This is a genomic window from Amycolatopsis sp. NPDC004625, assembly GCF_040609695.1.
Taxonomy (GTDB): domain Bacteria; phylum Actinomycetota; class Actinomycetes; order Mycobacteriales; family Pseudonocardiaceae; genus Amycolatopsis.
Map to the genome: position 1 here is coordinate 91,583 of NZ_JBEXKX010000026.1, position 26,844 is coordinate 118,426.

Below are 26,844 nucleotides of genomic sequence, written 5' to 3' on the forward strand. Positions count from 1 at the left end.
CGGTGTGAGGGGCAAGCGGCTGAGGCGCGGGTCACAGGGGTTCAGGCGGAGCGGGGCGTGGCCAGCTCCGCCCGGTGCCGGCTGTTCGCCGTGATCAGCACGTCGAGAGCGTCCCGGGTGGCGACCAGGTGCGCGATGTCGGCGTCGATCCGGTCGCGTTCGCGCTGCATCGCCGCGAACGTCGCTTCGGCGATGCCGAGGTCACCGGGGACGTCCACGCACGGCAGCACGGTCGCGATCACCCGGCTGGACAGGCCCGCGTCGAACAGCTGCCGGATCAGCGAAACCCGCTGGACGTCGGCCTCCGCGTAGTGCCGCTGCCCCGCCTCGGAGCGCGTGCTGGTCAGCAGGCCCTGCTCTTCGTAGTACCGCAAGGAGCGCGGGCTCACGCCCGTGCGCTTGGCCAGGTCACCGATCCGCACCCGGGAATCCTACGCTCGCGCGGTCCGGGGAACGCCGAGCTGCCGCGCGCGGTGTCCCTATCCTGAGGACCGCGTGCGGTGAGAGCCGCGTACCCGGATTCGAGGAGCAGGTATGGCGGCCGACGACATCGAGGCGTTCGACTCCGTGCTCGACGCGATCGGCGGGACGCCGCTGATCCGGCTGGCCCGGATCGCGCCGCGGGTGTACGTCAAGGCCGAGTTCCTCAACCCGGGCGGCAGCGTCAAGGACCGGGCCGCGCTGGCGATGGTGCTCGACGCGGAACGCCGCGGCGCCCTCGGCCCCGGCGGGCTCATCGTCGAGGGCACGTCCGGAAACACCGGCATCGGGCTGGCGATCGTCGCGGCCCAGCGCGGGTACCGGCTCACCGTCGTCGTGCCGGACAAGACCAGCCGGGAGAAGACCGCGATCCTGCGCGCGTACGGCGCCGAAGTCGTCGTCACCCCCGGTGCCGTGCCGCGCGAGGACCCCGGGCACGTCCGGCGGGCCGCCGCCCGCATCGCCGCCGAGCGCGGCGGCTGGCTCGCCGACCAGTACGACAACCCGGCCAACCCGGCCGCCCACCGCGAAACGACGGGGCCGGAGATCTGGCGCCAGACCCGCGGCCGGATCACCCACTTCGTCGCCGGGATCGGCACCGGCGGGACGGTCAGCGGAGCCGGCGCGTACCTGAAGGAAGCCAGCGGCGGCCGGGTCCGCGTCATCGGCGCCGATCCCGAGCACTCGGTCTACTCCGGTGGCGACGGCAGCCCGTACCTGGTCGAGAGCATCGGCCACTACCGGCACCCGGACACCCGCGAAGACCTGTGGCCGCGCTCCTACCACCGGGACGTCGTGGACCACGTCGAAGCGGTCGGCGACCGCGAGTCCATCCTGACCGCGCAACGGCTCGCGCGGGAGGAAGGGCTGCTGCTCGGCGCCTCGGCCGGCACCGCGGTCGCCGCCGCGCTGAAGGTCGCCGCCGGGCCGGACGACCTGGTGGTGGTCGTGGTGCCCGACTCCGGCCGGTCGTACCTGTCGAAGTACTACGACGACGACTGGCTCGGTCCCCTGGGGCTGCCGGTCGGGCAGCCGGGCGAGGCGACCGTGGCCGACGTCCTCGGCCCGCTGCCGCCCCCGGCGCCCGGCCTGCCCCTGACGGCGTCGGTCGGCGAAGCACTCACCCTGGCCGACCGGCACCCCGGCGGCACGCTCTGGCCGGTGGGGCCGCGGGCGTCGGGCCCGCCGTCGGTCGCGGAGGTCACCGGCGCACTGGACGTCGGCGAACTGCGCCTGCTGGTCCGGGCCGGGGCGGCCCGGACGGCCGACCCGATCGCCGGCTACGTCACGGGCCCCCTGCCCGCCATCGGCATCGGGGAGAGCCGCCCGGCCGCGGCGGCCCGCCTCGGCACGCACCCGGCGGCGTGGATCGTCGTCGACGGGCGCGTCGCCGGATCCGTCCACAAGGGACAGCTGTGACCGCGGCGGAGGGGTGATCGCGCAGGCCGGGAGTTCGCCCTCCGCTTCCGGGAGCACGAAGCCTCGACCCGGCGGGTGCCGCTCTGATCGGGGCTGACCGTTCAGCGTCGCCGCGGTCCCTTCCCGGGCTCCCCATGGGGTCCGCCACCCGGCTTGTCCGGTCCGCCCGGGGGTTTTCCGGACGGACTCCGGGCGCCGACCACGCCCACCCCCACCGGCTTCGCGGCTTGCGCCGACACGACCACGACGGTCGTCGCCGGGGGCAGGGTCACCCGCGAAGGCGCCGAGGTGGCCGGCGGCGCGGCCTCCGGCAGGGGGGCCGGGGAGTTCGCGGGCTCGGCCGGATGGGCCAGCACCACCGCAAGCACACCGGCCGCCGCGGCGGCCAGGACACCCGCCGCCGCCGATGCGCCGCCGCGCCGGGCCCGCGGCGCCGCGGCAAGGGGAACTTCCGCCGCCCCGGTCACGGAGTCGCCCGCCGCAGCGAGCCGAACCTCCGTAGCCGCGGCGGCCAAGGCGCCCTCCGTCGCCGCAGAAAGCGGCACCTCCGTCGCCTCGGTCACCAAGTCGCCCGCCGTCGACCCCCTCCCCCGCCGCGGCGGCACCGTGGTGAGCGGGACCCCCGCCTCCAGCAACCGCGGTACCTCCTCCGCGGCCGGCCGGTCCGCGGGCTCGCGTGCCGTCATCCGGTGCAGTGCGTGGGCGAGCGGGTCCGGTACTCCCTCGGGAATGCGGGGCGGGCGGTGCAGGCGGGCGATCGCCGACTCCGCCACCGTTCCGGGGAACTCGCGCTGCGCAGTCAGGCACTCCAGCAGGATCAGGCCGAGCGCGTAGATGTCGGCCGGCGGGCCGGGCTGCTCGCCCATGATCTGCTCCGGCGCCAGGTACGCGGCGGTGCCGGTGACCAGGCCGGTTCCGGTGATGCGGGTGGCGTCCAGCGCGTGCGCGATGCCGAAGTCGGTGATCAGCGGACCGTCGGCGCCCAGCAGGATGTTCGCGGGCTTGAGGTCGCGGTGCACGATGTGGCGGGCGTGGACGTGGGCCAGCGCGTCCGCCAGGGCGATCCCCAACTCGCGCACCTGCCCGGCCGGGAGCGGCCCGGCGAGCAGGCGTTCGGCGAGGTTCTCCCCGTCGACCAGCTGCATCACCAGGTACGGCCGGTGCCCCTCGGTGCCGCTGTCGTACACGGCCACCACCCGCGGGTGGTGGATGCTCGCCAGCAGCGTCCGCTCCCGCGCCCGGCGCAGCCCGTCCGCCGCCACCACGGGGTGGTCGTAGACCTTGACCGCGACCTCGCGCCCCAGCTCGCGGTCGACCGCGCGGTGGACCCGGGCGGTGGCGCCCGCGCCGATCAGCGGCCCGAGTGCGTAACGTCCGGCGAGCACGCCGTCGCCGTGCTCCGGTCGGTCGTCGTTCATCGGCAGGCACCCCATCCGGGTCGTGGTCCCCCACCCGGTACCCCCACCACCCGCCCGGGCAAACGTACCCGGGCCGTGAAACCGCTTTCCGAACCTCCGCCCGGCGATACCATGGGCGTTCCCGGACGAAGGAGTTCGCATGGCGAAGGCGTTCAGCCGGCGCACCGCGCTCGTCACCGGCGCGGGCGTCACCGCGGGTCTCGCGGTGCCGGGCGTCGCCCGCGCCACCCCGACCGGCGGGGTGGGCTTCACCCTCGGCGCCGAAACCCTCGACGGCGGCGAGCAGATCACCTCGATCACCCTCGAGACCGCCCGGCTCGGGCCGATCGATCCGGCGAGCCTGACCACCGGCACGTTCGCGGTGCACGCGAAAGCCACCAGCCCGATCGACACCGGCGGCCAGGACATCGGCTACGACTTCGACCGGACCGTCACCGCCGCGCGGCTCGACCACCGCGGCCGCGTCGTGCTCGACCTCGACCACGCCGAAGGCCGGCCCGGCGGCGGCACCCTCGGCTACATCGACGCCAAGGCCCGCAACGTCCGGCTCGACCTGGTCTACACCCTCAAGCAGAACGCCCCGCTGCGCTCGCGCCACGGCCATCCGGTCACCCTTACCGCGTTCACCCAGGGCCGGCTGGCCAATCCCGAGGTCGACGCCTTCAGCTACCACACGTCCCGTTCGGGGATGAAGTACCGGCTGTACTCCCCGTCGCCACGCCCCGGCCGGCGTCCCCTGATCGTCTGGCTCCACGGCGGCGGCGAAGGCGCCTCGCTCCCCGACGGCTATTACGACAACGAGACGACCCTGCGCGCCAACCGGGGCGCGCTCGGCTTCGCCACCCGGGAAGCACAATCGATCTTCGACGGCGCCTACGTCGTCGCGCCGCAGTGCACGTCCGCCTGGATGGACGACGGTCCCCGGTTCGCGCCGCTGATCCACGAAATCGTCCGCGACGTGCTCCGCACGCACCCCGTCGATCCCGGCCGCGTGCTCGTCGCCGGCTGCAGCAACGGTGGTTACATGAGCCTGAAGATGACCACCGTGTACCCCCGGACGTTCGCCGCGTCGGTCCCGATCTGCGGGGTCGTCGCCGGCCGGAAGGCGGGCGACCCGCCGCTCGTCCCGGACGCCGAGCTGACGGCGATCAGCACCCCGACGTGGCTGGTCGCCTCCCTCGACGACGACACGGTGGACCCGCGGGCCAACACCGTCCACGCGCACGAGCTGATCCCCCGCTCGGAAGTGACGCTCTACGACCACGTCGTCCGGAACGGCCACCGGTTCCCGGGCCACTGGTCGTGGATCTACGTGGCCCGCAACGACCCGAGCACCGGCGGCACCCACGTCTGGCAGTGGATGGCCGGGAAGCGCCGGTGAGGTGACCACCGTGGCCCGCTTGGTGTCGCTGAACGTCGGCCTGCCGAAGGACGTGCCCTGGCGGGGCCGGACCGTCCACACGGGAATCTTCAAGCACCCGGTCGGCGGCCGCCGGATGGTCCGCCGGCTCAACGTCGACGGCGACGGCCAGGGCGATCTGGGCGGCCACGGCGGCGAGAACCGCGCGGTGCTGGTCTACCAGCGCCAGTCCTACGAACACTGGCGGCGGTTCCTCGGCCGCGACGACCTCCAGGACGGCCGGTTCGGCGAGAACTTCACCGTCGACGGCCTGCCCGACGACGAGGTGCACATCGGCGACCGGTACCGCATCGGCGAGGCCGAGTTCGAGGTCACCCAGCCGCGCGTCACGTGCTTCCGCGTCGGGATGCGCCTCGGCGAGCCGCGGATGCCGTCGCTGCTGGTGGCGCACCACCGGCCCGGCTTCTACCTGCGGGTCGTCACCGAAGGCCACGTGCAGGCGGGCGACGAGATCGTCCGCACCCGCACCGGCCGGCACGAGCTGAGCGTCGCGGACGTCGACGCACTCCTCTACCTGCCCGGCCGCGACCGGGACACCCTGCGCCAGGCCCTCGACATCCCGGCGCTCAGCCCCGGCTGGCAGGGATCGTTCCGGGAGCTGCTGGCCGCGCCGGAACCACCGGCACCCCGCGGCTGGAGCGGCTTCCGGCCGCTGCGCGTCACCCGGGTGGTCCCCGAGAGCGCGACCGTGACCTCCCTCCACCTGGAGGCCGGCGACGGCGCGCCGCTCCCCCGGCCCGAGCCGGGCCAGTACCTCACCCTGCGCGTTCCCGGAGCCGGTGACCCCGCGCCGGTCCGCAGCTACTCGCTGTCGGCGGCACCGTCGGAGCGCGAGTACCGCATCAGCGTCAAGCGCGACGGAGTGGTCAGCCGCTACCTCCACACCCGGCTGGCGGCCGGCGCGGTGGTGGACGTCGCGGCTCCCCGGGGCGACTTCGTCCTGGCCGGCGGCGACCGTCCCGTGGTCCTCGTGTCCGCGGGCATCGGCGTGACACCGGTCCTGGCCATGCTGCACGCCCTCGCCGCCGGCCGGACGGCACGGGAGGTCGGTGGCTGCACACCACCCGGACCGCCGCCGACCACGCGTTCGCCGGCGAAGCACACCGGCTGCTGGCCGGCCTCCCGCACGGCCACGAGCACGTCCGCTACACCGCCGAAAGCGGCCGGCCGACACGGGAAACCCTGTCCGCTTTGGACCTTCCCGTCGACGGCACGGCCTACCTGTGCGGGCCGGACGCCTTCATGACGGCGATGCGGGAGCTCCTCGTGTCACTGGGTTTCGACCCGGCTCGCGTCCACAGTGAACTCTTCGGCGGCGTCTCCGCGATCAACCCCGGCCTCACCGGGGTCGTGCGGAAGACCCCGCACCTCCCCGCCGGGCCCGCGGGACCGGGACCCGCGGTCACCTTCGCGCGCAGCGGGCTCACCGTGCCGTGGAGCGAGGGCTACCCCAGCCTGCTCGAGCTCGCCGAGGCGTGTGACGTGCCGACACGCTGGTCGTGCCGCACCGGCGTCTGCCACACCTGCGTCACCCCGGTGTTGTCCGGCCACGTGCGCTACGCACCCGATCCGCTCGAACCCCCGGCACCGGGCGAAGCACTCGTGTGCTGCGCCCGGCCACGGGAGGACGTCGTCCTGGATCTCTAGTGTGTCAGCCGGTCTGGGTCAGGGTGAAGTCGTCGACGTTCAGCCAGTTGCCCGCGTCCGCGTCGGAGAACAGCCCCACCTGGACCGATCCGTTCGTCACCGCGATGCCGGAAACGCTGACCTTCGTCCAGTTCCCGAGCGCCTGGCCGACCGACGCGGACAGCTCACTCCCGCCGAAGTTCTTCGCGAAGATCGTCGCCTTCTTCTGCCCGCCGCTGCTCTTCACCCACGCCGACAGCGTGTACGTCCCGTTCGGCAGCGAGATGTTCTGGTACCGCGAGGCGTTGTAGGCCGACGACGAACTCTGCGCGAACGCCCACCGCCCGGTGTGCCCGCCCTGCTTGTTGCTGTTCACCGCACCGCCGGTGGTGGCCCACCCGGCCAGGTCGTTCTGCGCCACCCGGTCGGCCTCGGCGCTCGGGTTGAGGACGTAATTGTTGCCGCGCCCGGCGGCCCAGGTCCCGGCCGCCGCGTCGACCGTCCACTGGCTCAGCGAGTGGAACACCGGCGTCGACCCGGTGAACGTCACCGGCAGCCACTGGTTGTAGCCGATGCCGTTGCCGGCGAAATCGCTCCACCGGTCGCCGCCGAACACCACGAACGAACCCTGCGAACCGGTCACCGTGAACGCCAGGCCGGTCTGGGTCACGTGCGAGAAGTCGGCGTCCGTGCCCTGCAGCACGAACTCCCCCGAATACGGGCCCATGATGTTCTTCGCGCTGATGCAGTACGTGTGGGAACTGTTCCAGCCGTGGAGATCGGAGGAACAGAAGTAGTACGTGCCCCCGTACTTGAACATGATGTTGCCTTCACGCCCGCCCGCCGAACTGTTGTACACGTTCTTCGCCGGGTCGACCTGCAGGAAATCCGAAGCCCGCAACGACGACACGTACAGGTGCGACCGGCCGCTCTTGTTGCTGTAGATCAGGTACGCCTTGCCGTCGTCGTCGGTGAACACCGACTGGTCGCCGGACATCCCGGTGGACACACCGGAGATGCTCGACTGCGTCCCGGCCTTGGTGAACCTGCCGTTCGGGGTGCTGCTGGTGGCGAACACCAGCCCGCTGTCCAGCTGCGACACCAGCACGTACTTGCCCGTGTTCGGGTTGCGCGCGACCCCGATCCGGCCGACCCAGCCACCGCCCAGGTCCCCGCCGGTCAGCGCGTTGCCCTCGAACTTCCAGTTCGCCAGGTCGGTCGACGAGTAGATGGTGATCGCGCTCAGCGACGTGTCACCGTTCTTCCCACCGCCCGGATTGTTGTAGTAGCTGACGGCACCGTTGTACTTGGCCCCGTACCAGTAATAGGTGGTGCCGACCTTCAGCACACCCCCACCCTGGGAATAGATCGGATTCCCCGAGGTGTCCTTCCAGAACACGTCGTTCTGGACCGTGGCGGCGGCAGCCGGGGCGGCCTCGGCCGGCGCGCCGGCCGAAACCAGCGCCACGGCCAGGGACAGGAACCTCGAAAACAGCCGGGCTTTCCTCTTCAGCACTTCGTGACCTCCGTGTCGAATACCGATTCAGCCGGCTGTCCGCGCTCCCGGATACCTGCCGGTTCCCTCAGTGTTCGAACGCGCCTTCCACCCGGAGCGGCCCGAACCGGATCCGCACCGCGAACCCGTCCGGCCACCCGATCGCGACCCCCTCTTCGCCCACCGAGGCGGCCGGGCCGCCCGCCTCGGTGCCCAGCACGGCCAAGGCGGCGAAGACCGCCGTCCCGCCGACGTCCCCGGTGAGCCGCGGGAGCGAAACCCACGGGACGAACGCGGTGCCGTTCGGCGCGCGCACCTCGTCGTCGCCCGTCCAGCCCGCCAGCGGCCGGAGGACGGACTCGCCGGGCGCGGTGGCCCACCCCGTCTGCTCGGCGCGGGCGCCGGGCGGGGCACCGAGCACGCGGTGCACCCGGAGCTCGTCCGGCCCGCGGACCACCGTGACGCTTTCGACGCGCAGCCCGGGCACGGTCGCCGGGGCGCGCCCGAAGACCGGGCGGTGCCAGGAGGCCGCCCAGCCCCAGCCTTCGCCCCGGCCCGCGCCGAGCGGGTGGATCCGGCGCCGGACGCTGCGGACACCGGCGACGACGACCGCGAAGTGGTTGTCGGCCGGGTTGTCCCGCGCGGTCGGCCCGGTCCGCGTCGAATAGGCGAACCGGCCGTAGTGCGGGTCGTCCCCGGCCGCGGACTCGGCCTCGTGCGGGCGGACGGCGTCGCTGCCGTGGTTGTGCAGCCGGACGACACCGTCGGACCGGGTCGACTGCAGCAGCAGCCCCGGCGCCGGGAGCGCCACCACCGTGTCGGCCGTCTCGCTCGGCGCGGGTTCCTCGGTGGACGTCCACAGTGGATGCTCCGGCGGCGCGAGGAGGCAGACGAACGCCTTCGACGCCCAGTAAGGCGAGCCCGGTCCGGAGTAGTACTGCACCGTCGGTGCGTGCGGGCCGTGCCAGCCGAGGCCGAGCAGGCCGTGCTCGTCGACGGCGCCACGGTCCAGGAAGTAGCGCAACGCCCCGCTGAGCAGCCGCCGGGACACGCCGGGGCGCAGCGGCGTGTGCCCGGTGACCGCCCCGAGGCCGACCGCCGACGCAGCGGCGAAGCGGTAGGTCAGCGACCGTCCGAAGTGGAGCGGAGCACCGTCGCCGCCGAACCACAGCCCGAAGCTTTCCAGGTGCTCGCGCAGCCGCGGGCCGAGCGGAGTCGCCTCGGCGGCCAGGTGAGCGTCCAGCACCGGGTACAGGTGCAGCGCCCAGCCGTTGTAGTGGTCGAAAGCGCGGCCGTCGCCGTCGGCGTACCAGCCGTCCCCGCGGTACCAGCCCGCCAGCAGCGCCAGGGCACGCTCGCGGGCCTGCGCCGTCTCGGCGTCGGCGCGTCCCACCGAGGCGAGGAACCCGGCGACGGTGAAGGGGAACAGGTACCAGTTGTTGGGCGCCGGGACGTGCCGCAGCGCGCCGCGCAGCCACGCCTCGATCCGGTCCTGCACCGCGGGTGCGAGGTGGTCCCACAGCCAGGGCCGGGTCAGCCGCAGGCCGAGGGCGACGGACGCGGATTCGACCATCGGCTGCCCGGCGACGTGGTGGTCGCGGATCACCGGCCACGACTCGGCGTCGTCGCGGCCGGGGGTGCGGGTGCCGGCGTCGAGTCCCCCGGCGTACCGCTCGAGCCACCCGTACGGGTCCTTGCCGTCCGCCCCGGCTACCCGGAACGCGGCGGCGAGGAAGGTCCGGGCGAACCCCTCCAGGCCGTCCGAGCGGACGCCGCTGGCCGACGGCGGTCCCGGCAGGTCGAGCCGGGCGCCGCCCGGGCTCGCCCAGCGCCACGCCGCCGTCAGCAGGCTGTCCGCCGCGGTGACCCAGTGGTCCCGCGTGTACCCGGTGTGCGGGCTGAGCGCGCGGTCTTCGTCGGGGAGTTTCACGCGATCATCCCCAGGCGTTCGCGGCGGACGGGGTGGGCGAACGCCTCCCCGGCCGCCCAGCGGGTGACCTCCGCGACGGCCAGCTCGGCCAGCCGCCGCAGCTCGTTGCCCTGCGAGCCGGCCAGGTGCGGGGTGATCAGCACGTTCTCGTCCGTCCACAGGGGATGTCCCGGCGGCAGCACCTCCGGGTCGGTGACGTCGAGGATCGCCCGGATCCGGCCGGCGCCGGTCGCCTCGGCCAGCGCGTCCTGGTCGAGCACCGCCCCGCGGGCGGTGTTGATCAGCACGGCGTCCGGCCGCATCGACGCGATCAGCTCGCGCCCGACCAGTCCCCGGGTTTCCGGCAGCAGCGGCGTGTGCACGCTGACGACGTCACCGCGGGCGAACAGTTCGGCCAGGCTCACCGCTTCCACGCCGAGCTCCGCCGCCTCGGCCGCGGTCAGGTGCGGATCGTGCACCAGGACGCGGAAGTCGTGCGGACGCAGCAGGCCGATCACCCGCCGTCCGATCATCGACGCCGACAGGATGCCGACGGTCCGCCCGTGGTTGCCCAGGTGCGGCGGCACGCCCAGAGGGTCGTCGCCGCGGCGGGCCGTCCGGTGGGCGCGGGCGCGTTCCAGCACCCGTTTGCCGGAGAGCAGGATCATCGCCAAGGTGTACTCGGCCACCGGCACGGCGTTCGCCGCCGCGGCGGACGTCACCGCGATGCCCCGCTCCCAGCACGCTTCGGTGACGTGCCCGCGGACCGAGCCGGCGGTGTGCACGACCGCGCGCAGCCGCGGCGCGCCGGCGAGCACCGCGGCGTCCAGCGGCGGGCAGCCCCAGCCGGTGACCAGCAGCTCGACGTCCCGCAGGACGGCCTGGGCGGCGGGCCTCGCGAAGTCGTCGAGCACCCCGTCCGCGAGGTCGCAGACGCGGCGCAACGCCGTCATCGCGGTGTCGTCGAGCACCGCCGCCGCGGCGCGGGGCGCCATCGCGAGCGCGGCACGGGGACGGCTCACTTGACGGCCCCCGCCGTGAGCCCCGAGCGCCAGAACCGTTGCAGCAGCGCGAACGCCAGCACCAGCGGCAGGACGGCCAGCAGCGAGCCCATGATCACCACCGGGTAGTACTCGGGGGACGTGGTGGCCGCGCTGTTCCAGCTGTAGAGACCGAGGCTGACCGGGTACAGGTGCTGGTCCGACAGCATCACCATGGGCAGGAAGAAGTTGTTCCAGATGGCGGTGAGCTGGAACAGGAACACGGTGACGACGCCGGGGCCGAGCATCCGCAGCGAGACCCGGAAGTAGGTGGCCAGCTCCCCCGCACCGTCGATCCGCGCGGCCTCCAGCACCTCGCCGGGCACGTACCCCTGGCTGAACACGCGGCCGAGGTAGACGCCGAAGGGGTTGAACAGCACCGGGACCAGCACCGCCCACACCGTATCGACCACGCCGGTGCCCGAGGCCAGCAGGTACAGCGGGAGCGCGAGCACGGTCTGCGGCACCATCACCGCGGCGAGCACCAGCCCGAACAGCTTTTCCTTGTGCCGGAAGACGTACTTGTCGAACGCGTAGCCGCAGGCGATGCTCACCAGGGCGCTCACCGCGGCGCCGCCGACGGCGTACAGGAGGCTGTTGAGGTACCAGCGGCCGTAGATCCCCTTGTCCGTGGCGAACAGGTCCTGCAGGTTCTTCAGCGGCGAAAACCCGTGCAGCGAAAGGATGTCGCTGCCGAACAGCGCGTCCCGGTCCTTCACAGCGGCGAGCACCAGCCACAGCGCCGGGAGCAGCGTGTAGAGCACGGAGATCGCCACGACGGTGTTGACCGCGGCGCGGCCGAGGAATCCGGGCGGCTTCACGCGGCCACCTCCCGGGTGCGGTTGGTCCAGCGCGTGACGCCGTAGGACAGCGCGATCGTGCACCCGAGCAGGATCACCGACGCGGCTGCGGCGAGCCCGTAGTTGTTGCGGGTGAAGGCGGCGTCGTAGATGTACATGCTGGGCGAGAACCGCGCGGTGATCATCGGGGTGGCCTGCGACAGCAGCATCGGCTCGGTGAACAGCTGCAGCGACCAGATCAGCGTGAACAGCACGACCATCACGACCGACGCGCGGATCATCGGCGTCTTGATCCACAGCGCGGTCCGCACGCCGCCGGCGCCGTCGACCACGGACGCCTCGATCACTTCGCGCGGCACGGCCTGTAGGGCGGCGTAGAAGACGACGACGTTGTAGCCGAGGTTGCTCCACAGCGCGATGTTCACCATCGACGGGATGACGGTGTGGACGCCGAGGAAGTCGACCGTGATCCCGGCCTTGCCGAACAGGTCCACCACCGGGGACAGGCCGGGGATGTAGAGGTAGAGCCAGATGATCGCGGCGATGATGCCGGGCACCGCGTGCGGGAGGAACAGCGCGAGCCGGGCCGAACCGCGCAGCCGCGCGAGCCCGGAGTCGAGCAGGAGAGCCAAGCCGAGGGAGCAGACGACCAGCAACGGCAGGTACAGCAGGCAGTACAGCGCGACGACGCCGAGCCCGCTCAGGAACGTCGGGTCGGCCAGGACGGCGGCGTAACTGCGGAAGCCGACGAAGATCGTGTGCTCCGGGCCGAACCCGAGGCCCGGTTCGTCGGCGCCGAAGAAGCTCAGCCACAGTGCCGTTCCGGCCGGAATCAGGAAGACCACGACCAGCAGCACGAAGAACGGGGCCATCAGCACCGCGCAGGCGGTGCCCGGCCGGTGCCGCTTCCGGACGCGCGGCGCGGACGCTCTGGAAGCGCTTTCCGGACGCGCGAGTGTCGTCGTCATCGGTCTCTCCCTCAGCTGCTGTGCTCGGTCGTCGCCAGCCCCAGGGCGATCAGGTCCGGCATGGTGGCGCGCTGGGCGTCGCGGACGGCGTCCAGCAAGGTGCCCTGGCCGGCGCCCGCCCGGGCGAACCCGTCCTGCAGCACCCGCTGGGTCGCGCTCATCCGCGGTCCCCACGTCCAGCCGTCGCGGATCTTCGCGGCCTCGGTCTCGAACAGCCGGTAGATGTCCTGGCCGCCGTAGTAGCGGCGGTCGAACGCCTTCCGCCCGACCTCGACCAGGTCCGGCGCGGCCGGGTACTGGCTGCTGGTGCCGCTGGAGAGCCGGGCGCGCAACGCGTCGGGGTGCGAGACCTGCCATTCGATGAACTCCATGGCGGCTTCCGGGTGGGCGCTGTCGCGGGTGACGGCGAACGTCGAACCGCCGTGCGTCCCCACCGCGGGCTGCCCCGGATCCCATTGGGGCAGCGGCGCGATCGCCCACTTGCCCTGCTGGCCCGGCCGCGCCTTCATCTGCGCGCCCGCGTCCCAGGCTCCGCTGAGCCGGGCCAGCACGAGCCCCTGCCCGATCTGCGCGTCCCCCTGCCGGCCCGCGACGCCGTTCGCGAACACGAGGCCGTCGTCGATCAGGCCCTGCCAGTACCCGGCGACGCGGCGGGTCGCGGCGTCGGCGAGCGAGACGTTCCAGGCGCCGCCCGCGGTGTCGAACCACTGCGCGCCCGCCTGCCAGGAGACCGCCGCGAACTGGGTCGCCCCGTCGGTCGCGAAGGCCACCAGCCGGTGCCGGTCGTCACGGACCTTGCGAGCCACCGCGGTGAACTCGTCCCAGGTGCGGGGCGGGCCGGAACCGTGCCGGGCGAACAGGTCGGTGCGGTAGTGCAGCACCATCGGCTCGACGTCCAGCGGGACGGTGAACACCCGGCCGGCGAACGTGGTCAGGCGCAGGGCCTGCGGGAGGAGCTTGGCGCGCAGGCGATCGGAGACGAGGTCGGTGACGTCCCGGGCGACGCCGTCGATGGCGAACCCGGGCACCTGGGGGTATTCGATGGTGGCGACGTCCGGGGCGTTGCCCGCGCGGACCGCGTTGCTCAGCTTCGCGTACCCGCCCTGGTCGCCGGACGGGATCTGCTGGAACACCACGTGGATCCGGTTCTGCGTCCGGTTGAACGCGTCGACGACCTGCTGGCTGCCGCGCAGGGCCGACCAGAAGGTGATCCGGGTGGCACCGCGCGGGGCGTCCGCGCCGGGTCCCGAGCACGCGGCCGCCAGCGGGAAGGCGAGGCCCGCGGCGAGGATCGTCCGGCGGCTGGGTCGGCCAGGCATCGATGCCTCCTGCGGGTCGCGGACTCCCCGCAGTCTGGGCGCCTGAACGAATTCCGGTCAATAGCCCCGGACAACTCGGTCAATCGATCAGCGGCCGGGTCGACCCGCGCACCTTCAGTTCCGGCAGGACGGTGATCCGCCGCGGCGGCCGCCCGGCCGGGCCGCGCAGCCGCTCCAGCAGCAGTTCCGCGGCCAGCCGCCCCACCTCGGCCTTCGGCGGCGCGATCGCGGTCAGCGGCGTGCTGCCCAACGCCGCCACGACGTCGTCGTAGGCGACCACCGAGCAGTCGCCGGGCACGCTGATCCCGGCGTCCGCCAGCTGCTGGACGAGCATGAGGGCGTCGACGTCGCCGTGCATGACGACGCCGGTCGCGGCGCGCTCGCGCAGGACGTCGGCGAGCGGCCGGAGTTCGCGTACGGGCTCCTGGCCGGCGCCCGGCGCGCTGAGCACCACGGTCCAGTCCTCGACCTCGGGCCGCCCGGCGCAGATGTCGCCGAACGCCGCGCGCAGCGCCCGCGCGGTCGGGCTGTCGTCGCGGGCGGCCAGGACGATCCTCCGGTGGCCCAGCGCGAGCAGGTGCGTCACGGCGAGGTGGACGCCGTACCAGTGGTCGGTGCAGACGGAATCCCGGGCGTGCAGCGCACTTCCGGGCCGCGGCCGCCGTTCCATCAGGACGACGGGAACGTCGGCGGCGGCCAGCCAGCCGTCGTCGGCCTCCTCGGTGCCGACGCCGCGCCAGCGCGGTGCGATGAGCACACCCCGGGCGTCGTCGGCGAGCAGCCGCTCCACGATCGTCCGCTCGGCCCCGGGCACCTGCGGCGCGGGGTGCAGCACGACTCGCACGTCGGCGGCCTCCAGCGCGGCGCGGGCGCCGTGCAGGACCTCGGTGAGGTAGGCGTGGCGTTCGGGGACGACCAGCACCACCGGGCCGTCCTCGGCCGGTGCGGGCGCCGGCTCCGGCCGCCGCGGCACCAGCGAGCGGACGACACCGTGGCCCCGCCGCAGCCGGCCGGCCGCGGCCAGCTCCTCGACGTCCCGCCGCACGGTGACGACCGAGACGGCCAGCTCCGCGGCGAGTTCGGTGACCCGCGCCTGGCCACGCGACTCGACCACGGCCAGGATCCGCCGCCGCCGGTCCTCCCCCGACTCCCGCATCTCGACCTCGTCCGCCGGCTGTTCGTTCGATCGTTTCGCTCAGCATAACGATCAGCGGGAGGGGCGAGCCGCTTCGGTCAGGTGAAGTCGCGGCCACCTACCGGACTCAGGCTCAGCAGCCGCAGCTCGGCCAGCCCGCGGACGTACCGGCTGGCTCGCCGGTCGCTCGGCATCACGAGGGTGGGCCGCTGCAGGAATTCGCCGTTGTACCGGGTGGCCAGCAGTGCCGCGCAGTGCCCGAACTCCGGGTCGATCTCGGCGAAGGACAGCACCACCTGGAACCCGTCCTCGGACACCGCCGCCACGACCACCGACAGGCCCGACATCTTGTGCTCCGGGTCCAGCGGAAGCGGCCCCTCCCGCAGCACGTCGTACAGGTGGACGCCGTGCACCTCGTGCCGCTCGCGCCGGCGGCGGGTCACGTAGTCGACGTCGAGCCGCACCTGGGTCCGGGTGCGCAGCTCCCCGACGTCGATCAGCCGCGAGGCGCACCCGGTCCCGGTGACCAGGAGTTGCTCCATCCGTCCAAGCTAAGGCGCCACGCGCGCGCCGCACAACCATCGGACGGGCACCGAATGGTCGCAAATGCGGAACTTTTCGCACCGAAGATCCGCACCCGCGGCTCAGCGGCGACCGGTAAACCGTCCGGGAAATTTCGGGATCGATTCAGAGATTTCTGCTAGCCTCGCCGTGTCTCGCGGCTCACCGTGGCGCCGCCCCCGTTACTGCGAACTCACCGAGGAGCGCGATGACTGCCATCGTCCGGGTCAAGGGCCGCGAAGTGCTGGACAGCCGGGGCAACCCGACCGTCGAGGTCGACGTCGAACTGGCGGACGGTTCGTTCGGCCGGGCCGCCGTGCCCTCCGGCGCCTCGACCGGCACCCGGGAAGCGGTGGAACTGCGGGACGGCGACCGGACCCGGTTCCACGGCAAGGGCGTGCGCAAGGCGGTCGACGCGGTCAACACCGAGATCGCCGAAGCCATCGTGGGCCTGGACGCCGAGGCGCAGGCGAGCGTCGACCGCGCGCTGATCGACCTGGACGGCACGGCGAACAAGGCACGGCTCGGCGCGAACGCCACCCTGGGCGTCTCGCTCGCCGTCGTCAAGGCGGCCGCCGCCGCCAACGGGCTGCCGCTCTACCGCTACGCCGGCGGCGTGTTCGCGCACCTGCTGCCGATGCCGATGATGAACATCATCAACGGCGGCGCGCACGCGGACAACCCGATCGACTTCCAGGAGTTCATGATCGGCCCGGTCGGCGCGGAGACGTTCGCCGAGGCGGTGCGGATGGGCTCCGAGGTGTTCCACACGCTGCGCAAGTCGCTGCACGACGCGGGGCACAGCACCAACGTCGGCGACGAAGGCGGGTTCGCGCCCCACCTGAGCTCGGCCGACGAGGCGCTGGAGTTCGTGCTGCGGGCCATCGAGCAGTCCGGCTACACCCCCGGCGAGGACATCGCCCTGCTGCTCGACCCGGCGGCGTCGGAGTTCTACACCGGCGAGGTCTACGACTACACCGGCGAAGGCCGCAAGCGCAGCGTCGAAGAGCACGTCGCCTACCTCGCCGAGCTGACCTCGCGCTACCCGATCGTGTCCATTGAGGACGGTCTGGCGCAGGACGACTACGCGGGCTGGAAGCAGCTGACCGACACCATCGGCGAGCGCGTCCAGCTCGTCGGCGACGACGTCTTCTGCACCAACGTGAAGCTGCTGACCGACGGCATCGAGCGCGGCATCGGCAACTCGATCCTGGTCAAGGTCAACCAGATCGGCACCCTCACCGAAACGCTCACCACGGTCGAAACCGCGCACAAGGCCGGCTACTCCGTGGTGATGTCCCACCGGTCCGGCGAAACCGAGGACACCACGATCGCCGACCTCGCGGTGGCCACCAACTGCGGCCAGATCAAGACCGGGTCGCTGTCCCGCGCCGACCGCACGGCCAAGTACAACCAGCTCATCCGCATCGAAGAAGAGCTCGGCGCCGAGGCGCGCTACGCGGGCGCGAGCACGATCAGCGGCCACCGCTGAGCCTGGACCGCCGGCCCGGTCCCCGGGCCGGCGGTGCCGCGGTCAGGAGGCGAGTGTCGCCTGCAGCGTGATCTCGGGGACCCCGGCGAGGGCGCGGCTGACCGGGCAGTTCGCCTTGGCCTGCTCGGCGAACTCGCGGAACTGGGCCTCGTCGACCCCGGCGACGCGGCCCTGCGTGGTCAGCTCGATCTTGAGGATGGTCGGCGCCCCGTCGACCGGCCGCAGCGTCACCGCGGCGTCGGTTTCGATCGACTCGGCCGGGAACCCGGCACCGGCCAGGGTGCTCGCGAGGGCCATCGAGAAGCAGGACGCGTGCGCGGCGGCGATGAGCTGTTCCGGGTTGGAGCCGGGGCCGTCCTCGAAGCGGGACTTGTAGGTGACACCCCCGCTGATGCTGCCGCCACCCGCGGTGAACTGCCCGGACCCGGTGGGGATGTCGCCGTTCCAGTTCGCGTGGGCCTTCGAGACGGGCATGCGTCCTCCAGAGATCGATGTCGGTGCTCCGTGCAGAGTCAATCAGGACTCGGCCGCGTTCGCCAAAGAACTTCAGGTGAGGGGAACGGCGAGACAGTCGAAGGGATGCGGCCGGTCGAGGTTCTTGCAGATGCCCGCCGCCTCGCTCGTGGGAACGTCGAGCCAGACGAAGGTCACGTACTCCGTCATCGACGGGCTCCGGTCGAGCTTCTCCCGCAGGACGGGGCACAACTCGGCCCGGTCGGTGACGTGGATGGGATGGTTCTGGCCGGCGGGCAGCTTCAGGGCCTTCATCCGGCTGCGCTCGCGCTGCACGAAGTACGCGGCGTACTCGTCGGCCTCGGGCTTGGTCATCGAAGCGAGGTACACGACCGCAGTGCCCGGAGTGCAGGCCATGGGTTCGCGAGGCACCGGCGCGAACCGCGGCGGAACCGGCGCGGGGGCGGCAAGCTGGCTCGGCGGCGGCGCACTGACGGCGGCCGGCTGCGAAGAAGAAAAGAAGATCGCCCCGAGGAGCAACCCGAAGAGGAGCACGACGACGATCATGACCGCCAGCGTGCTCCGGCGAAACGGCCCGTGCTCGGCCTGGCTCCAGCTCGACAGCCAGCCCGGCTGGGTGACTGTCAGTCCGGGCACCGCGCACGGCTCCTCCGCGCCCTCGATCCAGGCGGCGAGCGGCAGTTTCCACGTTTTCCGCGTCATCTCCGGCGGCGGCACCACCAGGCCGACGGGGACTTCCGCCGTCGCTCCCGGATCCACCTCGAACGGCACCCCGCCTTCGGCCGGCAGGATGACCGCGGCCGGCGGCAGGTAACCGGCGCCCTCGGGTGCGGTCCGCCGCTTCACCGAACCCGCGAGGCGAATGTTCCCCGTGTTACGCACGGTGACGGCCACTGTTCGTCTTCCCTCGACGACGTCGGGCACGACTTTCGGCTCCACCGCCAGACCGGGGTCCGCTCGCACCCGGACGCGGACCGGACGCTCACTCCGCCAGGTTCTCCTTCCGTCGCGTTGCTTCGCCATCACGTGGAGGTCTTTCGGCCCGGCCGACGGCTCGGTTGCCTTGCAGGGCAACCGGATCGCGGCGGACGCGGACGCGCCGGGGCGGACCGTGACCTCGCCGGGTTCGACCGTCCAGGGCGAAGTCCCCGCACCCCGCAGGGACAACTCCACGGTCACCGGCTCGGCGAGGTGGCTGGTGACCGTCAGCGGTACCACCCCGTGCCGGTCACCGGGGCCGACGACCACCTCGGACTGCTCGGGCTGCAGCACGACCTCGACGTCGTGGTCGGAATGCACCCCGATGTTGACGTTGCCGACGTCTCTCGCCTGGACGGCGTGGGCGACGTCGCCCACGACCCGGTTGACCGTCGGGCCAGTACCGTCAGGTCGGTCCTGCTCGCCGGATTCCTTCGGCATCACACTGCTCCCCCTTCGACGCGGTGCCCGCGGTTGCGCCGCGGCCACGGACTCATTCGTTCGGACCGGTACCGAGGTCGTCGAGGTTCCGCTGGACGCGCGCGGCGTCGTCGTCCCGGCCCTGGTCCTCGTACATCTGCCGGGCTTCCCGCCACACCGCGCGGGCCTGTCCGGGCCGGCCGAGGGCGGCGTGCGGGTGGCCGAGCCGTTCGAGGCTGTTGACCGCCTCCATGGTGTTGCCGAGGGCGCGGTGCAGGCCGACCGCCTGCCGGTAGTAGCCGATCGCCTGCTCGTAGTCGCCGGTCTGGTGGGCGATGTACCCGAGGCTGTCCAGGGTTTTCGCCTCGCCGATCGGGTTGTGGTGGTGCCGGTGCCGGGCCAGCGCGGCCAGGCAGCGGCGGCGGCCGACGTCGTACTGGCCCAGCTTGGCCGCGAGCCAGCCCGCCGCGTTGATGGTGAACGCCTCCAGGACGGGCTGGTCGAGCACCCGGAACAGCGCCCGGGCGCGCACCGCGTGCGCCAGGGCCTGGCGGTCGTCCCCCCGGTGCTCCCAGGCCCACGCGAGACTCCGGTGACTCTGGGCCTGCCGGTCGACGTCGCGGTGGTGCTTGGCCAGGTCGAGGGCGCGCTGCAGGTGTTCGATGCCCTCCCCCGGGTGACCCAGGGCGGTGTAGGCGTGGCCGAGGTGCTGGTGGGCGTCGATGCGGGCGACCGCGTCGGGCAGGTGCTCCGCGGCGGCCAGCGCCGCCTGCCAGACCCGCACCCGGTCGCGGCGGTGCCCGCGCCGGAAGTGGAACGTGTCCAGCGCCCAGGCCAGCTCCCACACCGCGTCGTGCCAGCCGTGGCCGGCGGCGGCGTCGTGGGCCGCCAGCAGCGCCGGGTGTTCGGTTTCCAGCCAGGTCATCGCGATCGAGGCGTCCGACGGCGGCTGCAGGTGCACCCCGGGGGCGGGCCGGCCGAGCCGGATGGGCGGCCGGTGCGGGTCCAGCAGCCGGTCGGCGGCGTGGGCGATCGTCACATGGAAATCGATCACCCGCCGCAGCGCCGCCTCCGGTGGCTCGTCGCCGTCACGCCGGTGGTCGGGGTCCGCGGCGAACAGGCGGATCAGGTCGTGCATGCGGTACCGGCCGGGGGCGTGCTGCTGGACCAGGGACGCGTTCTCCAGTTCCCGCAGCACCAGCCGGATCCGGTGCACGGGCAGCGCCGCCAGCGCCGCGACGGCGGGCAGGCCGATGTCCGGGCCGGGCGCGATCGCCAGCAGGCCCAGCAGGGTCGCTGCCGTGCCGCTCAGGGCGCGGGTCGACCACGACAGGACGACCCGCAGGTTCGAATGCAGGTCCCCGGCGTCCAGCCCGTCGAGCCGGGCGGCCGTGTCGCGCAGTTCCTCGGCCAGCACGGCGAGCGGGAAGCCGGGCCGGTGCCGGGTGCGGGCGGCGACGATCCGGATCGCCAGCGGGAGCCCCGCGCAGCAGGCCAGCAGTTCGGCGACCGCCTGCGGCTCGGCGGCCAGCCGCGGCGGGCCGAGGTGGCTCGCCAGCAGGCTCCGGGCGTCGGCCGCGGGCAGCACGTCCAGATCCAGCAGGCCGGCGTGCGCCGTGACCAGCCCGATGAGCCGGTGCCGGCTGGTGATGATCACGGTGCAGGTCGGGCTGCCGGGCAGCAGCGACCGCACCTGGTCGGCGTCGGCCGCGTTGTCCAGCATGATCAGCAGGCGCCGGCCGTCGGCCAGGCTCCGGTACAGCCCGACCTGGGCGTGCAGCGGCCCCGGGATCCGGGCGGGATCGACCCCGAAGGCGTCCAGGAATCCGCGCACCGCCACCGCCGGCTCCAGCGGGTCGCCCACCGGGGAAAACGCCTGCAGGTCGACGAAGAGCTGGCCGTCGGGGAACCGGTCGTGGTTGGCGTGCGCCCAGTGCAGGGCCAGGGCGGTCTTCCCGATGCCGCCGGTACCGGCCAGCGCGGAGATCACGACGGCGGCGCCCGCCGCGCCGGCGTCCAGCACGGCGGTCAGCCGGGCCAGTTCGGCCCGGCGGCCGACGAAGTGCGCGGGCGCCGGCGGCAACTGCCGCGGGACCGGCATCCGGTACGGCGGCAGCTGCTGGTGGACGACACCGGCGACGGTGCCGGCCTGGATCACCACGCCCGGAACGGCCGTGGCGGACACGGTGTTGTGCACCTGGGGCACCACACCGGGCTCGTCGTCTTCCGTCATCCGCCGCCCTTCAGCCGCCTGTGCCCGCTCTGCAGGAGGTCGTCCGCCCGGATCAGCCTGTTACGGGTGCACGGCCGGCCGTCGCGCAAGCGGGTTTTCCGGGCTAGGCTCGAAGATCAGCGCGGATCCGAGGGAGCTGCCGAAGTGGTCGAGACGCCCGACATCGTTCGCCCGCCCGCCGAACTCAGCGCCGCCCTCGCCGCCATCGGCAGCGCGACGGCCACCGGCGAGCTCAGCCGGATGGGCATCCGCAGCGCCTTCATCCGCGGCCCGGTTTCGGTGACGCCCGGGGTACGCGTGGCCGGGCCCGCTCTGACGCTGCAGTTCCTGCCGAAACGGGAGGACCTCTACCCCGTCGACGAGTACGAGGAACCGGAGAAACAGCTGCACCGGCACGTCATGTACCACACGCAACCCGGCGACATGATCGTCGTCGACGCACGCGGCGACCTGAGCAGCGGGGTGTTCGGCGAGATGATGCTGACGTACTTCAAGGGCCGCGGCGGCGCGGGTGTGGTCGTCGACGGCTGCCTGCGTGACACCGGCGAGGCCAAGAAGCTCGGCCTGGGACTGTGGATCCGCGGCGCCACCCCGAACTTCCACGCCCAGACCGGCATCGTCCCGGCCGCGGTCAACGTCCCGATCGCCTGCGGCGGCACGGTGGTCGAGCCGGGCGACATCGTGGTCGCCGACGACGACGGGGCCGTGGTGGTACCGGTGAAGCTCGCGCCGGCCTTGGTGGCCCACGCCCAGGAGCACGCGGAGTGGGAGGAGTTCTCCCGGATCCGCCTGTCCGAAGGCGGCGACCTGCGGCGGTACTACCCGCTGTCGGAGGAGGCGCGGCCCGAGTACGAGCGGTGGCGGGCCGAGCAGGGCCGCGCCTAGCTCCACAGGCGGTCGTGGCTCGACTCCGCGTCCCAGTGGGTTGTCTCGGCGAAGAACACCGGGTCGCGTGGGTCGAGGTGGCGGCGCAGCAGTTCCTCGTCCAGGTCGCCGAATCCCAGGCCCGGCGTGTCCGGCACCGTGATGTGCCCGTTCCGGATCAGCGGGCGGGGCAGGCCGGTGACGAGGTCGCTCCAGAAGTCCACGTCCGCCGCGTGGTGTTCGAGGGCCAGGAAGTTCTCCGTCGCCGCCGCCAGGTGGACGCACGCCATCGTCGCGATCGGGGACGCCGCCAGGTGCAGGGCCATCGGGATGCCGCGCTCCTGCGCGTAGTCGCCGAGCCGCTTGGTCTCCGCGATGCCGCCCGCCGTCGCCGGGTCGGGGTGCACGACGCGGATCGCGCCGGCGTCCAGCAGCGGCCGGAAGCCGTCGAGCAGGTAGATGTCCTCGCCCGTGCACGTCGGGACGGCCACCGCGTCGGTCAGCCGGCGCCACTGGCCGGTCAGCTGCCACGGGATCAGGTCCTCGATCCACGCCAGCGTGAACGGCTCCAGCGCCCGCCCGATCCGGATGCACGAATCCAATGCGATGTGGCCGAAGTGGTCGGCCGCGAGCGCGACGTCGTACCCGACCACCGACCGCACGATGTCCACATAGGACACCAGGTGGTCGGCACCGCGGGCGGTGACCTGGATGCCGGTGAACGGGTGCATCGTCGTGACGTCGGCGCGGGCGCCCGGCGGGGCGATCAGCGCCCCCGGCACGTCCCACAGCAGGTCGATGCCCACGTCCATCTTGAGCATCGTGAACCCGCGCTGCTTGCGCTCCAGCAGCCGGGCGCCCATCGCGTGCGGGTCCGCCACCGTCGGCGTGTCCGCGTAGCAGCGGATCTCGTCCCGGAACCGGCCCCCGATCAGCGCGTACGCGGGCACGCCGTACGCCTTGCCCGCCAGATCCATCAGGGCCATCTCGACGCCGGACACCCCGCCGCCCTGGCGGCCGTGGTGCCCGAACTGCTTGATCTTGCGGAAGATCTTGTCGACGTTGCAGGGGTTCTCCCCGACGAGCCTGCTCTTGAGCACCAGCGCGTAGGTGGCGCTGGCCTGGTCGCGCACCTCCCCGTAGCCGACGAGCCCCTGGTTGGTGTCGATCCGGATGATCGACGACCGGAACGGGACGCCGGCCACGGTGGCCACCCGCAGGTCGGTGATGCGCAGGTCACTCGGCCGCGACGCCGTCGGGACGTGCTCCTCGGTGATCATCCCTTCACCGCGCCCGCGGTCAGGCCTTCGGTCAGGAACCGCTGCCCGAACCCGTACATGAGCACGACGGGGATGCTGACCAGCAGCGAAGCCGCGGCCAGCTGGCCCTGCGGCACGACGTCGCCGAAGATCATCGACTGCATGCCGACCGGCAGCGTCTTGTAGCTGTCCTTGGTGATGAACACGAAGGCGAACAGGAATTCGTTCCACGCGTTGGTGAGCGTGAACAGCGCGACCGCGAGCAGGCCCGGTTTGGCCAGCGGCAGCACGATCCGCAGGAACGCCCCGAACCGCGTGCAGCCGTCGACCAGCGCGGCCTCCTCGAGGTCGGCCGGGATCGACTTGAAGTAGCCGACGAGCAGCCAGGTCGCGAACGGCAGGGTGAACGTCGGGTAGGCGAGCACGAGCGACCACAGCGAGTCGTTGAGCCCGATCCCGCTCACCAGCTGGTACAGCGGGATGAACAGCAGCGCGCCCGGCATCACGTAGGTGAGCAGGATCGTCACCGTGAAGCTTTCGGAACCGCGGAACTTCAGCCGCGCCAGCGCGTACCCGGCCAGGGCGGCGCAGACCAGGGCGATCGCGGTCGACGCCACCGACACCAGGATCGTGTTGACGTACCAGGTGCCGAACGCCCGGCCGGTGAACAGGTTGGTGAACTGCTCGGTGCTCCACGGGGCCGGCCAGAGGTCGTCGGTGCGCGCGACGATCTGGTCGTCGGACTTGAACGCCGTGATCGTCACCCAGTAGAGCGGGGCGAGCACGAAACCCAGCAGGCCCACCATCGCGAGCGCCGAGCCACCGCCACCGACCAGCCGGGCGGCGAGCCGGTTGCCCCGCGCGGCGAGCGCGGAGACGACCCGGCCGACGGCGGCCGCGAGCACCACGAACACACCCAGCACGAGGGCGGCCTTCCACACGATGTGCGGGGACGCCCAGACCAGCACGAGCACCGATCCCGCGACGACCACCCACGGCAGCGCCCGGCGCTGGCCGGGGCTCAGCCTCCGGCGCCCCAGGTCGGCCGCGCCGGGCTGGTCGCTGCGGCGCATCATCCGCACCAGGATCACCACGAGGACGGCGATGACCGGCAGCATCACCAGGGTGACCGCGGCGCCCGCGCCGAGCTGCAGCTGTTGAATGGCCTTGGAATACGCGACCATCACGTACGGGGCGGTGGCGTCCCCCGGCCCGCCCTGGGTCATCAGCCAGATCAGGTCGAAGTTGTTGAACGTCCAGATCGACGACAGCAGCACGGTCACGATCATCACCGGCCGCAGCCCCGGCAGCGTGATGTGCACGAACCGCTGCCACGTCGAGGCGCCGTCCACCATGGCCGCCTCGTGCAGGCCGCTGTCGATCGCCTTGAGCCCGGCCAGGAACGTCACGGTGAAGAACGGGATGCCCTTCCAGACGTTGACCAGGATGACCGCCGGCATCGCGAGCGCAGGGTCGGACAGCCACTCCGCGGGCCACTTGTCGACCAGGCCGATCGCGGCGAGACCGGGCCCGATCCCGGAGTCGGTGAGCAGGACGTTGACGCTGCCGAAGATCGGGTCGAGCAGCGACCGCCAGGTGAAGGCCGTGACGACCGTGGGGATCACCCACGGCAGCAGGATCATCCCGGCGACCAGTGCCTTGCCGCGGCGCATGTGGTGCAGCATCAACGCCGCGATGAGGCCGAAGACCACCTTGAAGATCTCGGCGTAGGCGGTGAAGACGAACGAGTTGAGCACGCCTTTGTGGAACAGGCCGTCGCCGATCAGGGCGGTGTAGTTGTCCAGCCCGACGAAGACCGTTCCGGCGCCGTGGCGTTCCGTGGCGCTGGTGACGACCGAGCTGACGATCGGCACCAGGATCAGGCCGGCGACCAGCACCAGCGTCGGCCCGATGAACACCGCGGCGAGCCGCCAGTCCCGCCCGAGCACCCGCTGCGTCCTGGTGAGCGAGGACGACGCGCCCGGCGCCGGGCGGACCGGCGCCGGGCGCTGACGCAGGACCGTCATTGCCGGTAGCCCTGCTGCTCGAAGATCTGCACGATCCGGCCGTGGGTCGCGGCGACGGCGTCGGCCGGCTTGGTGCCCTGGATGACCGACTGCATCATGTCGGTCAGCAGGTAGGCGGCGAGCGCGGCCTGCTCGCCGGGGCTCGGCGCCTGCGGGAACGCGTAGCCGGTCCTGGTCGTCTCCGGCAGCTGCGCGCGCGTCTGCTCCCGCAACGCCGGGAAGGCCGGGTCACCCGTGGTGTAGTACGGGTCGGAGTCCCACACCTTGCTCCACGACGGATTCACCAGGCACGGCGCTTCCTTCGCGACGCCCAGCAGCGCGCTCCCGCCGGCCATGAACTTCGCCACCAGCTTGGCGAGCCCGGGGTTCTTCGCCCCCTTGAACACGACGAAAGAGTTGGATTCGCCGAACGCGAGCGGCCGGTCGATCGCCGGTCCGGTCGCGCCGTTGAACACGTGCGTGTTGGCGTAGACCGGGTTCTTCTTGGTCTTCGAGTCGGCGTAGACGCTGAACTGGTTGAGCGTCAGCCCGAGGATCTGGGCCAGCCAGTTCTCGTTGTTGCTCGAATCGGTCCAGCTCCCGATCCCGGGCGGCAGCATCGGCTGGTACTTCGGGTTCGTGTAGATGTCGCCGATGAACGTGACGGCGGCGACGGTTTCCGGCGAGTTGAACACCACCTTCGTGCCGGTGTTGTCCGCGATCGCCCCGCCGTAGGTGTTGATGACGTTCTGGATGAAGCCGTTGGCGTCACCGGAGCGGTTCACCGTGAGGCCCCAGCCGAAGCGCCGCTTCGCCGGGTCGGAGACCGCCAAGGCGTTGTCGCGCAGCTCTTCCCACGTGTAGTACGGCTTGAGCGGCAGCCCTTTCTCCGCGTACCAGTCCTTGCGCAGGTACATCCCGGACGCGATGAAGTGGTACGGGATCGCGAACCAGCGCCCGTCGAACACGCAGTAGTCGTTCGCCTCGGTCGCGGGATCGCCGTAGAGCCCGCGCATCTCGGTGACCACGTCGGTGACGTCGGTGAGGGCGCCGAGGTTGTGGAGCTGGCCGACGAACCGCCGGTCGCTCACGAAGGCGAGATCGCGGTTGGTGCCCGCCTTCACCTCGGCGTCCATCTTCGCGACCATGTCACCGGCGTCGCCGGAGACCAGGTCGTTGCGGACGGTGGTGCCGGTGGCCTGCGCGAACACCTGCAGCGACCGGTCCAGCGCCTTGTTGGCCGCTTCCGAATACAGCTTCTGCGAAAGCATCCCCACCGACCCGCCGCGCAACGAGGCCGCCTGGTCGAGCAGGGCTTTCGGGACCTGGACGTCGACCTGGGGTGCGGGTGCGGGACCACTCCCGCACCCGGCGAGGCCGAGCACGCCCAGCGCGCTCAGCCCGAGGAAACCGCGTCTCGACAGGTCGTTCTTCTCTTCCATGACAACTCCTCGTACCGACGGGGCGACGGTGCAACCGGCGGGACAGCGGGGCGAGCGCCGCGCTGTGAGCTTTCAAAGCTGGGGGT

At 72.4% G+C, this 26,844-nt stretch carries 22 protein-coding genes; 6 read left to right on the forward strand and 16 right to left on the reverse strand.

Annotated elements, in window-relative coordinates; genetic code table 11:
• Positions 1 to 41: 41 nt before the first annotated feature.
• On the reverse strand, positions 42 to 422 hold the full coding sequence (locus tag ABZW17_RS27705) for a MerR family transcriptional regulator (protein WP_354820259.1): 381 nt from the start codon (positions 420 to 422) through the stop codon (positions 42 to 44).
• A gap of 112 nt (positions 423 to 534) precedes the next feature.
• Between ABZW17_RS27705 and ABZW17_RS27710 the strand changes: the two genes are divergently transcribed.
• Positions 535 to 1,899, forward strand: coding sequence for a pyridoxal-phosphate dependent enzyme (locus ABZW17_RS27710; RefSeq protein ID WP_354820262.1), 1,365 nt, complete (start codon positions 535 to 537; stop codon positions 1,897 to 1,899).
• Positions 1,900 to 2,000: 101 nt separating this feature from the next.
• Here ABZW17_RS27710 and ABZW17_RS27715 read toward each other — a convergent pair whose 3' ends face one another.
• Positions 2,001 to 3,317: a serine/threonine-protein kinase gene (locus ABZW17_RS27715; RefSeq protein WP_354820265.1), complete on the reverse strand. Its 1,317-nt coding sequence runs from the start codon at positions 3,315 to 3,317 to the stop codon at positions 2,001 to 2,003.
• Positions 3,318 to 3,456: 139 nt separating this feature from the next.
• Here ABZW17_RS27715 and ABZW17_RS27720 point away from each other — a divergent pair, with 139 nt between their 5' ends.
• Genes ABZW17_RS27720 through ABZW17_RS27730 form a run of 3 tightly spaced genes read left to right on the forward strand, consistent with a single transcriptional unit; the run spans position 3,457 to position 6,384 of the window.
• Positions 3,457 to 4,698 (forward strand): PHB depolymerase family esterase, encoded by a 1,242-nt coding sequence (locus tag ABZW17_RS27720; RefSeq protein ID WP_354820268.1) that lies wholly within the window; start codon positions 3,457 to 3,459, stop codon positions 4,696 to 4,698.
• 10 nt (positions 4,699 to 4,708) lie between these two features.
• Positions 4,709 to 5,983: an MOSC domain-containing protein gene (locus ABZW17_RS27725; protein WP_354820271.1), complete on the forward strand. Its 1,275-nt coding sequence runs from the start codon at positions 4,709 to 4,711 to the stop codon at positions 5,981 to 5,983.
• Positions 5,929 to 6,384, forward strand: coding sequence for a 2Fe-2S iron-sulfur cluster-binding protein (locus ABZW17_RS27730; protein ID WP_354820274.1), 456 nt, complete (start codon positions 5,929 to 5,931; stop codon positions 6,382 to 6,384). Before ABZW17_RS27725 ends, ABZW17_RS27730 begins: the two co-directional genes overlap by 55 nt.
• Before the next feature lie 4 nt (positions 6,385 to 6,388).
• Here ABZW17_RS27730 and ABZW17_RS27735 read toward each other — a convergent pair whose 3' ends face one another.
• From ABZW17_RS27735 to ABZW17_RS27770, 8 genes are all read right to left on the reverse strand, one after another.
• Positions 6,389 to 7,879 (reverse strand): family 43 glycosylhydrolase, encoded by a 1,491-nt coding sequence (locus ABZW17_RS27735; protein ID WP_354820276.1) that lies wholly within the window; start codon positions 7,877 to 7,879, stop codon positions 6,389 to 6,391.
• 67 nt (positions 7,880 to 7,946) lie between these two features.
• Entirely contained in the window at positions 7,947 to 9,788 is a 1,842-nt protein-coding gene (locus tag ABZW17_RS27740) for a DUF2264 domain-containing protein (protein WP_354820279.1), read from the reverse strand.
• Entirely contained in the window at positions 9,785 to 10,789 is a 1,005-nt protein-coding gene (locus ABZW17_RS27745) for a hydroxyacid dehydrogenase (RefSeq protein WP_354820282.1), read from the reverse strand. Before ABZW17_RS27745 ends, ABZW17_RS27740 begins: the two co-directional genes overlap by 4 nt.
• Positions 10,786 to 11,628: a carbohydrate ABC transporter permease gene (locus ABZW17_RS27750; protein ID WP_354820285.1), complete on the reverse strand. Its 843-nt coding sequence runs from the start codon at positions 11,626 to 11,628 to the stop codon at positions 10,786 to 10,788. Before ABZW17_RS27750 ends, ABZW17_RS27745 begins: the two co-directional genes overlap by 4 nt.
• A complete protein-coding gene (locus ABZW17_RS27755; RefSeq protein WP_354820288.1) occupies positions 11,625 to 12,575 on the reverse strand; it encodes a sugar ABC transporter permease in 951 nt (316 codons plus the stop codon). Before ABZW17_RS27755 ends, ABZW17_RS27750 begins: the two co-directional genes overlap by 4 nt.
• An 11-nt stretch (positions 12,576 to 12,586) precedes the next feature.
• Positions 12,587 to 13,894: a sugar ABC transporter substrate-binding protein gene (locus ABZW17_RS27760; RefSeq protein ID WP_354820291.1), complete on the reverse strand. Its 1,308-nt coding sequence runs from the start codon at positions 13,892 to 13,894 to the stop codon at positions 12,587 to 12,589.
• Positions 13,895 to 13,973: 79 nt separating this feature from the next.
• Positions 13,974 to 15,050 (reverse strand): substrate-binding domain-containing protein, encoded by a 1,077-nt coding sequence (locus ABZW17_RS27765; RefSeq protein WP_354820294.1) that lies wholly within the window; start codon positions 15,048 to 15,050, stop codon positions 13,974 to 13,976.
• 77 nt (positions 15,051 to 15,127) lie between these two features.
• Positions 15,128 to 15,571, reverse strand: a complete 444-nt coding sequence (locus ABZW17_RS27770) for a molybdopterin-binding protein (RefSeq protein ID WP_354820297.1) — start codon at positions 15,569 to 15,571, stop codon at positions 15,128 to 15,130.
• Positions 15,572 to 15,798: 227 nt separating this feature from the next.
• On the opposite strand from ABZW17_RS27770, the gene eno reads away from it, so the two are divergent.
• On the forward strand, positions 15,799 to 17,082 hold the full coding sequence (gene eno, locus ABZW17_RS27775; RefSeq protein ID WP_354820300.1) for a phosphopyruvate hydratase: 1,284 nt from the start codon (positions 15,799 to 15,801) through the stop codon (positions 17,080 to 17,082).
• A gap of 42 nt (positions 17,083 to 17,124) precedes the next feature.
• Here eno and ABZW17_RS27780 read toward each other — a convergent pair whose 3' ends face one another.
• The 3 genes from ABZW17_RS27780 to ABZW17_RS27790 all read right to left on the reverse strand — a co-directional run bounded on the left by ABZW17_RS27780 (position 17,125) and on the right by ABZW17_RS27790 (position 21,187).
• Positions 17,125 to 17,556 carry an OsmC family peroxiredoxin gene (locus tag ABZW17_RS27780; protein ID WP_354820303.1) on the reverse strand — a complete coding sequence of 144 codons (432 nt, stop codon included), beginning with the start codon at positions 17,554 to 17,556 and terminating at the stop codon, positions 17,125 to 17,127.
• Positions 17,557 to 17,628: 72 nt separating this feature from the next.
• A complete protein-coding gene (locus ABZW17_RS27785) occupies positions 17,629 to 18,975 on the reverse strand; it encodes a hypothetical protein (RefSeq protein ID WP_354820306.1) in 1,347 nt (448 codons plus the stop codon).
• 52 nt (positions 18,976 to 19,027) lie between these two features.
• Positions 19,028 to 21,187, reverse strand: a complete 2,160-nt coding sequence (locus ABZW17_RS27790) for an NB-ARC domain-containing protein (protein ID WP_354820309.1) — start codon at positions 21,185 to 21,187, stop codon at positions 19,028 to 19,030.
• A 144-nt stretch (positions 21,188 to 21,331) separates the two neighbouring features.
• Between ABZW17_RS27790 and ABZW17_RS27795 the strand changes: the two genes are divergently transcribed.
• Positions 21,332 to 22,072 (forward strand): ribonuclease activity regulator RraA, encoded by a 741-nt coding sequence (locus tag ABZW17_RS27795; protein ID WP_354820312.1) that lies wholly within the window; start codon positions 21,332 to 21,334, stop codon positions 22,070 to 22,072.
• Here ABZW17_RS27795 and ABZW17_RS27800 read toward each other — a convergent pair.
• From ABZW17_RS27800 to ABZW17_RS27810, 3 genes are read right to left on the reverse strand one after another with little or no spacing between them, the layout of a single operon-like run.
• Positions 22,069 to 23,331: a mandelate racemase/muconate lactonizing enzyme family protein gene (locus ABZW17_RS27800; protein WP_354820315.1), complete on the reverse strand. Its 1,263-nt coding sequence runs from the start codon at positions 23,329 to 23,331 to the stop codon at positions 22,069 to 22,071. The genes ABZW17_RS27795 and ABZW17_RS27800 overlap by 4 nt on opposite strands.
• On the reverse strand, positions 23,328 to 25,337 hold the full coding sequence (locus ABZW17_RS27805) for an ABC transporter permease subunit (protein ID WP_354820318.1): 2,010 nt from the start codon (positions 25,335 to 25,337) through the stop codon (positions 23,328 to 23,330). Before ABZW17_RS27805 ends, ABZW17_RS27800 begins: the two co-directional genes overlap by 4 nt.
• Complete coding sequence (locus ABZW17_RS27810) at positions 25,334 to 26,758, reverse strand: extracellular solute-binding protein (protein WP_354820321.1); 1,425 nt, start codon at positions 26,756 to 26,758, stop codon at positions 25,334 to 25,336. The genes ABZW17_RS27805 and ABZW17_RS27810 overlap by 4 nt, the downstream gene beginning before the upstream one ends.
• Between the last annotated feature and the right edge of the window lie 86 nt (positions 26,759 to 26,844).

What these genes read in the sequence shown, in the direction of transcription:
- ABZW17_RS27710 (WP_354820262.1), top strand. Translation starts at nt 535, where the DNA reads ATGGCGGCCGACGACATCGAGGCGTTCGACTCCGTGCTCGACGCGATC.
- ABZW17_RS27715 (WP_354820265.1), bottom strand. Translation starts at nt 3,317, where the DNA reads ATGAACGACGACCGACCGGAGCACGGCGACGGCGTGCTCGCCGGACGT.
- ABZW17_RS27720 (WP_354820268.1), top strand. Translation starts at nt 3,457, where the DNA reads ATGGCGAAGGCGTTCAGCCGGCGCACCGCGCTCGTCACCGGCGCGGGC.
- ABZW17_RS27755 (WP_354820288.1), bottom strand. Translation starts at nt 12,575, where the DNA reads ATGACGACGACACTCGCGCGTCCGGAAAGCGCTTCCAGAGCGTCCGCG.
- ABZW17_RS27760 (WP_354820291.1), bottom strand. Translation starts at nt 13,894, where the DNA reads ATGCCTGGCCGACCCAGCCGCCGGACGATCCTCGCCGCGGGCCTCGCC.
- ABZW17_RS27765 (WP_354820294.1), bottom strand. Translation starts at nt 15,050, where the DNA reads ATGCGGGAGTCGGGGGAGGACCGGCGGCGGCGGATCCTGGCCGTGGTC.
- ABZW17_RS27770 (WP_354820297.1), bottom strand. Translation starts at nt 15,571, where the DNA reads ATGGAGCAACTCCTGGTCACCGGGACCGGGTGCGCCTCGCGGCTGATC.
- eno (WP_354820300.1), top strand. Translation starts at nt 15,799, where the DNA reads ATGACTGCCATCGTCCGGGTCAAGGGCCGCGAAGTGCTGGACAGCCGG.
- ABZW17_RS27780 (WP_354820303.1), bottom strand. Translation starts at nt 17,556, where the DNA reads ATGCCCGTCTCGAAGGCCCACGCGAACTGGAACGGCGACATCCCCACC.
- ABZW17_RS27785 (WP_354820306.1), bottom strand. Translation starts at nt 18,975, where the DNA reads ATGCCGAAGGAATCCGGCGAGCAGGACCGACCTGACGGTACTGGCCCG.
- ABZW17_RS27790 (WP_354820309.1), bottom strand. Translation starts at nt 21,187, where the DNA reads ATGACGGAAGACGACGAGCCCGGTGTGGTGCCCCAGGTGCACAACACC.
- ABZW17_RS27800 (WP_354820315.1), bottom strand. Translation starts at nt 23,331, where the DNA reads ATGATCACCGAGGAGCACGTCCCGACGGCGTCGCGGCCGAGTGACCTG.
- ABZW17_RS27805 (WP_354820318.1), bottom strand. Translation starts at nt 25,337, where the DNA reads ATGACGGTCCTGCGTCAGCGCCCGGCGCCGGTCCGCCCGGCGCCGGGC.
- ABZW17_RS27810 (WP_354820321.1), bottom strand. Translation starts at nt 26,758, where the DNA reads ATGGAAGAGAAGAACGACCTGTCGAGACGCGGTTTCCTCGGGCTGAGC.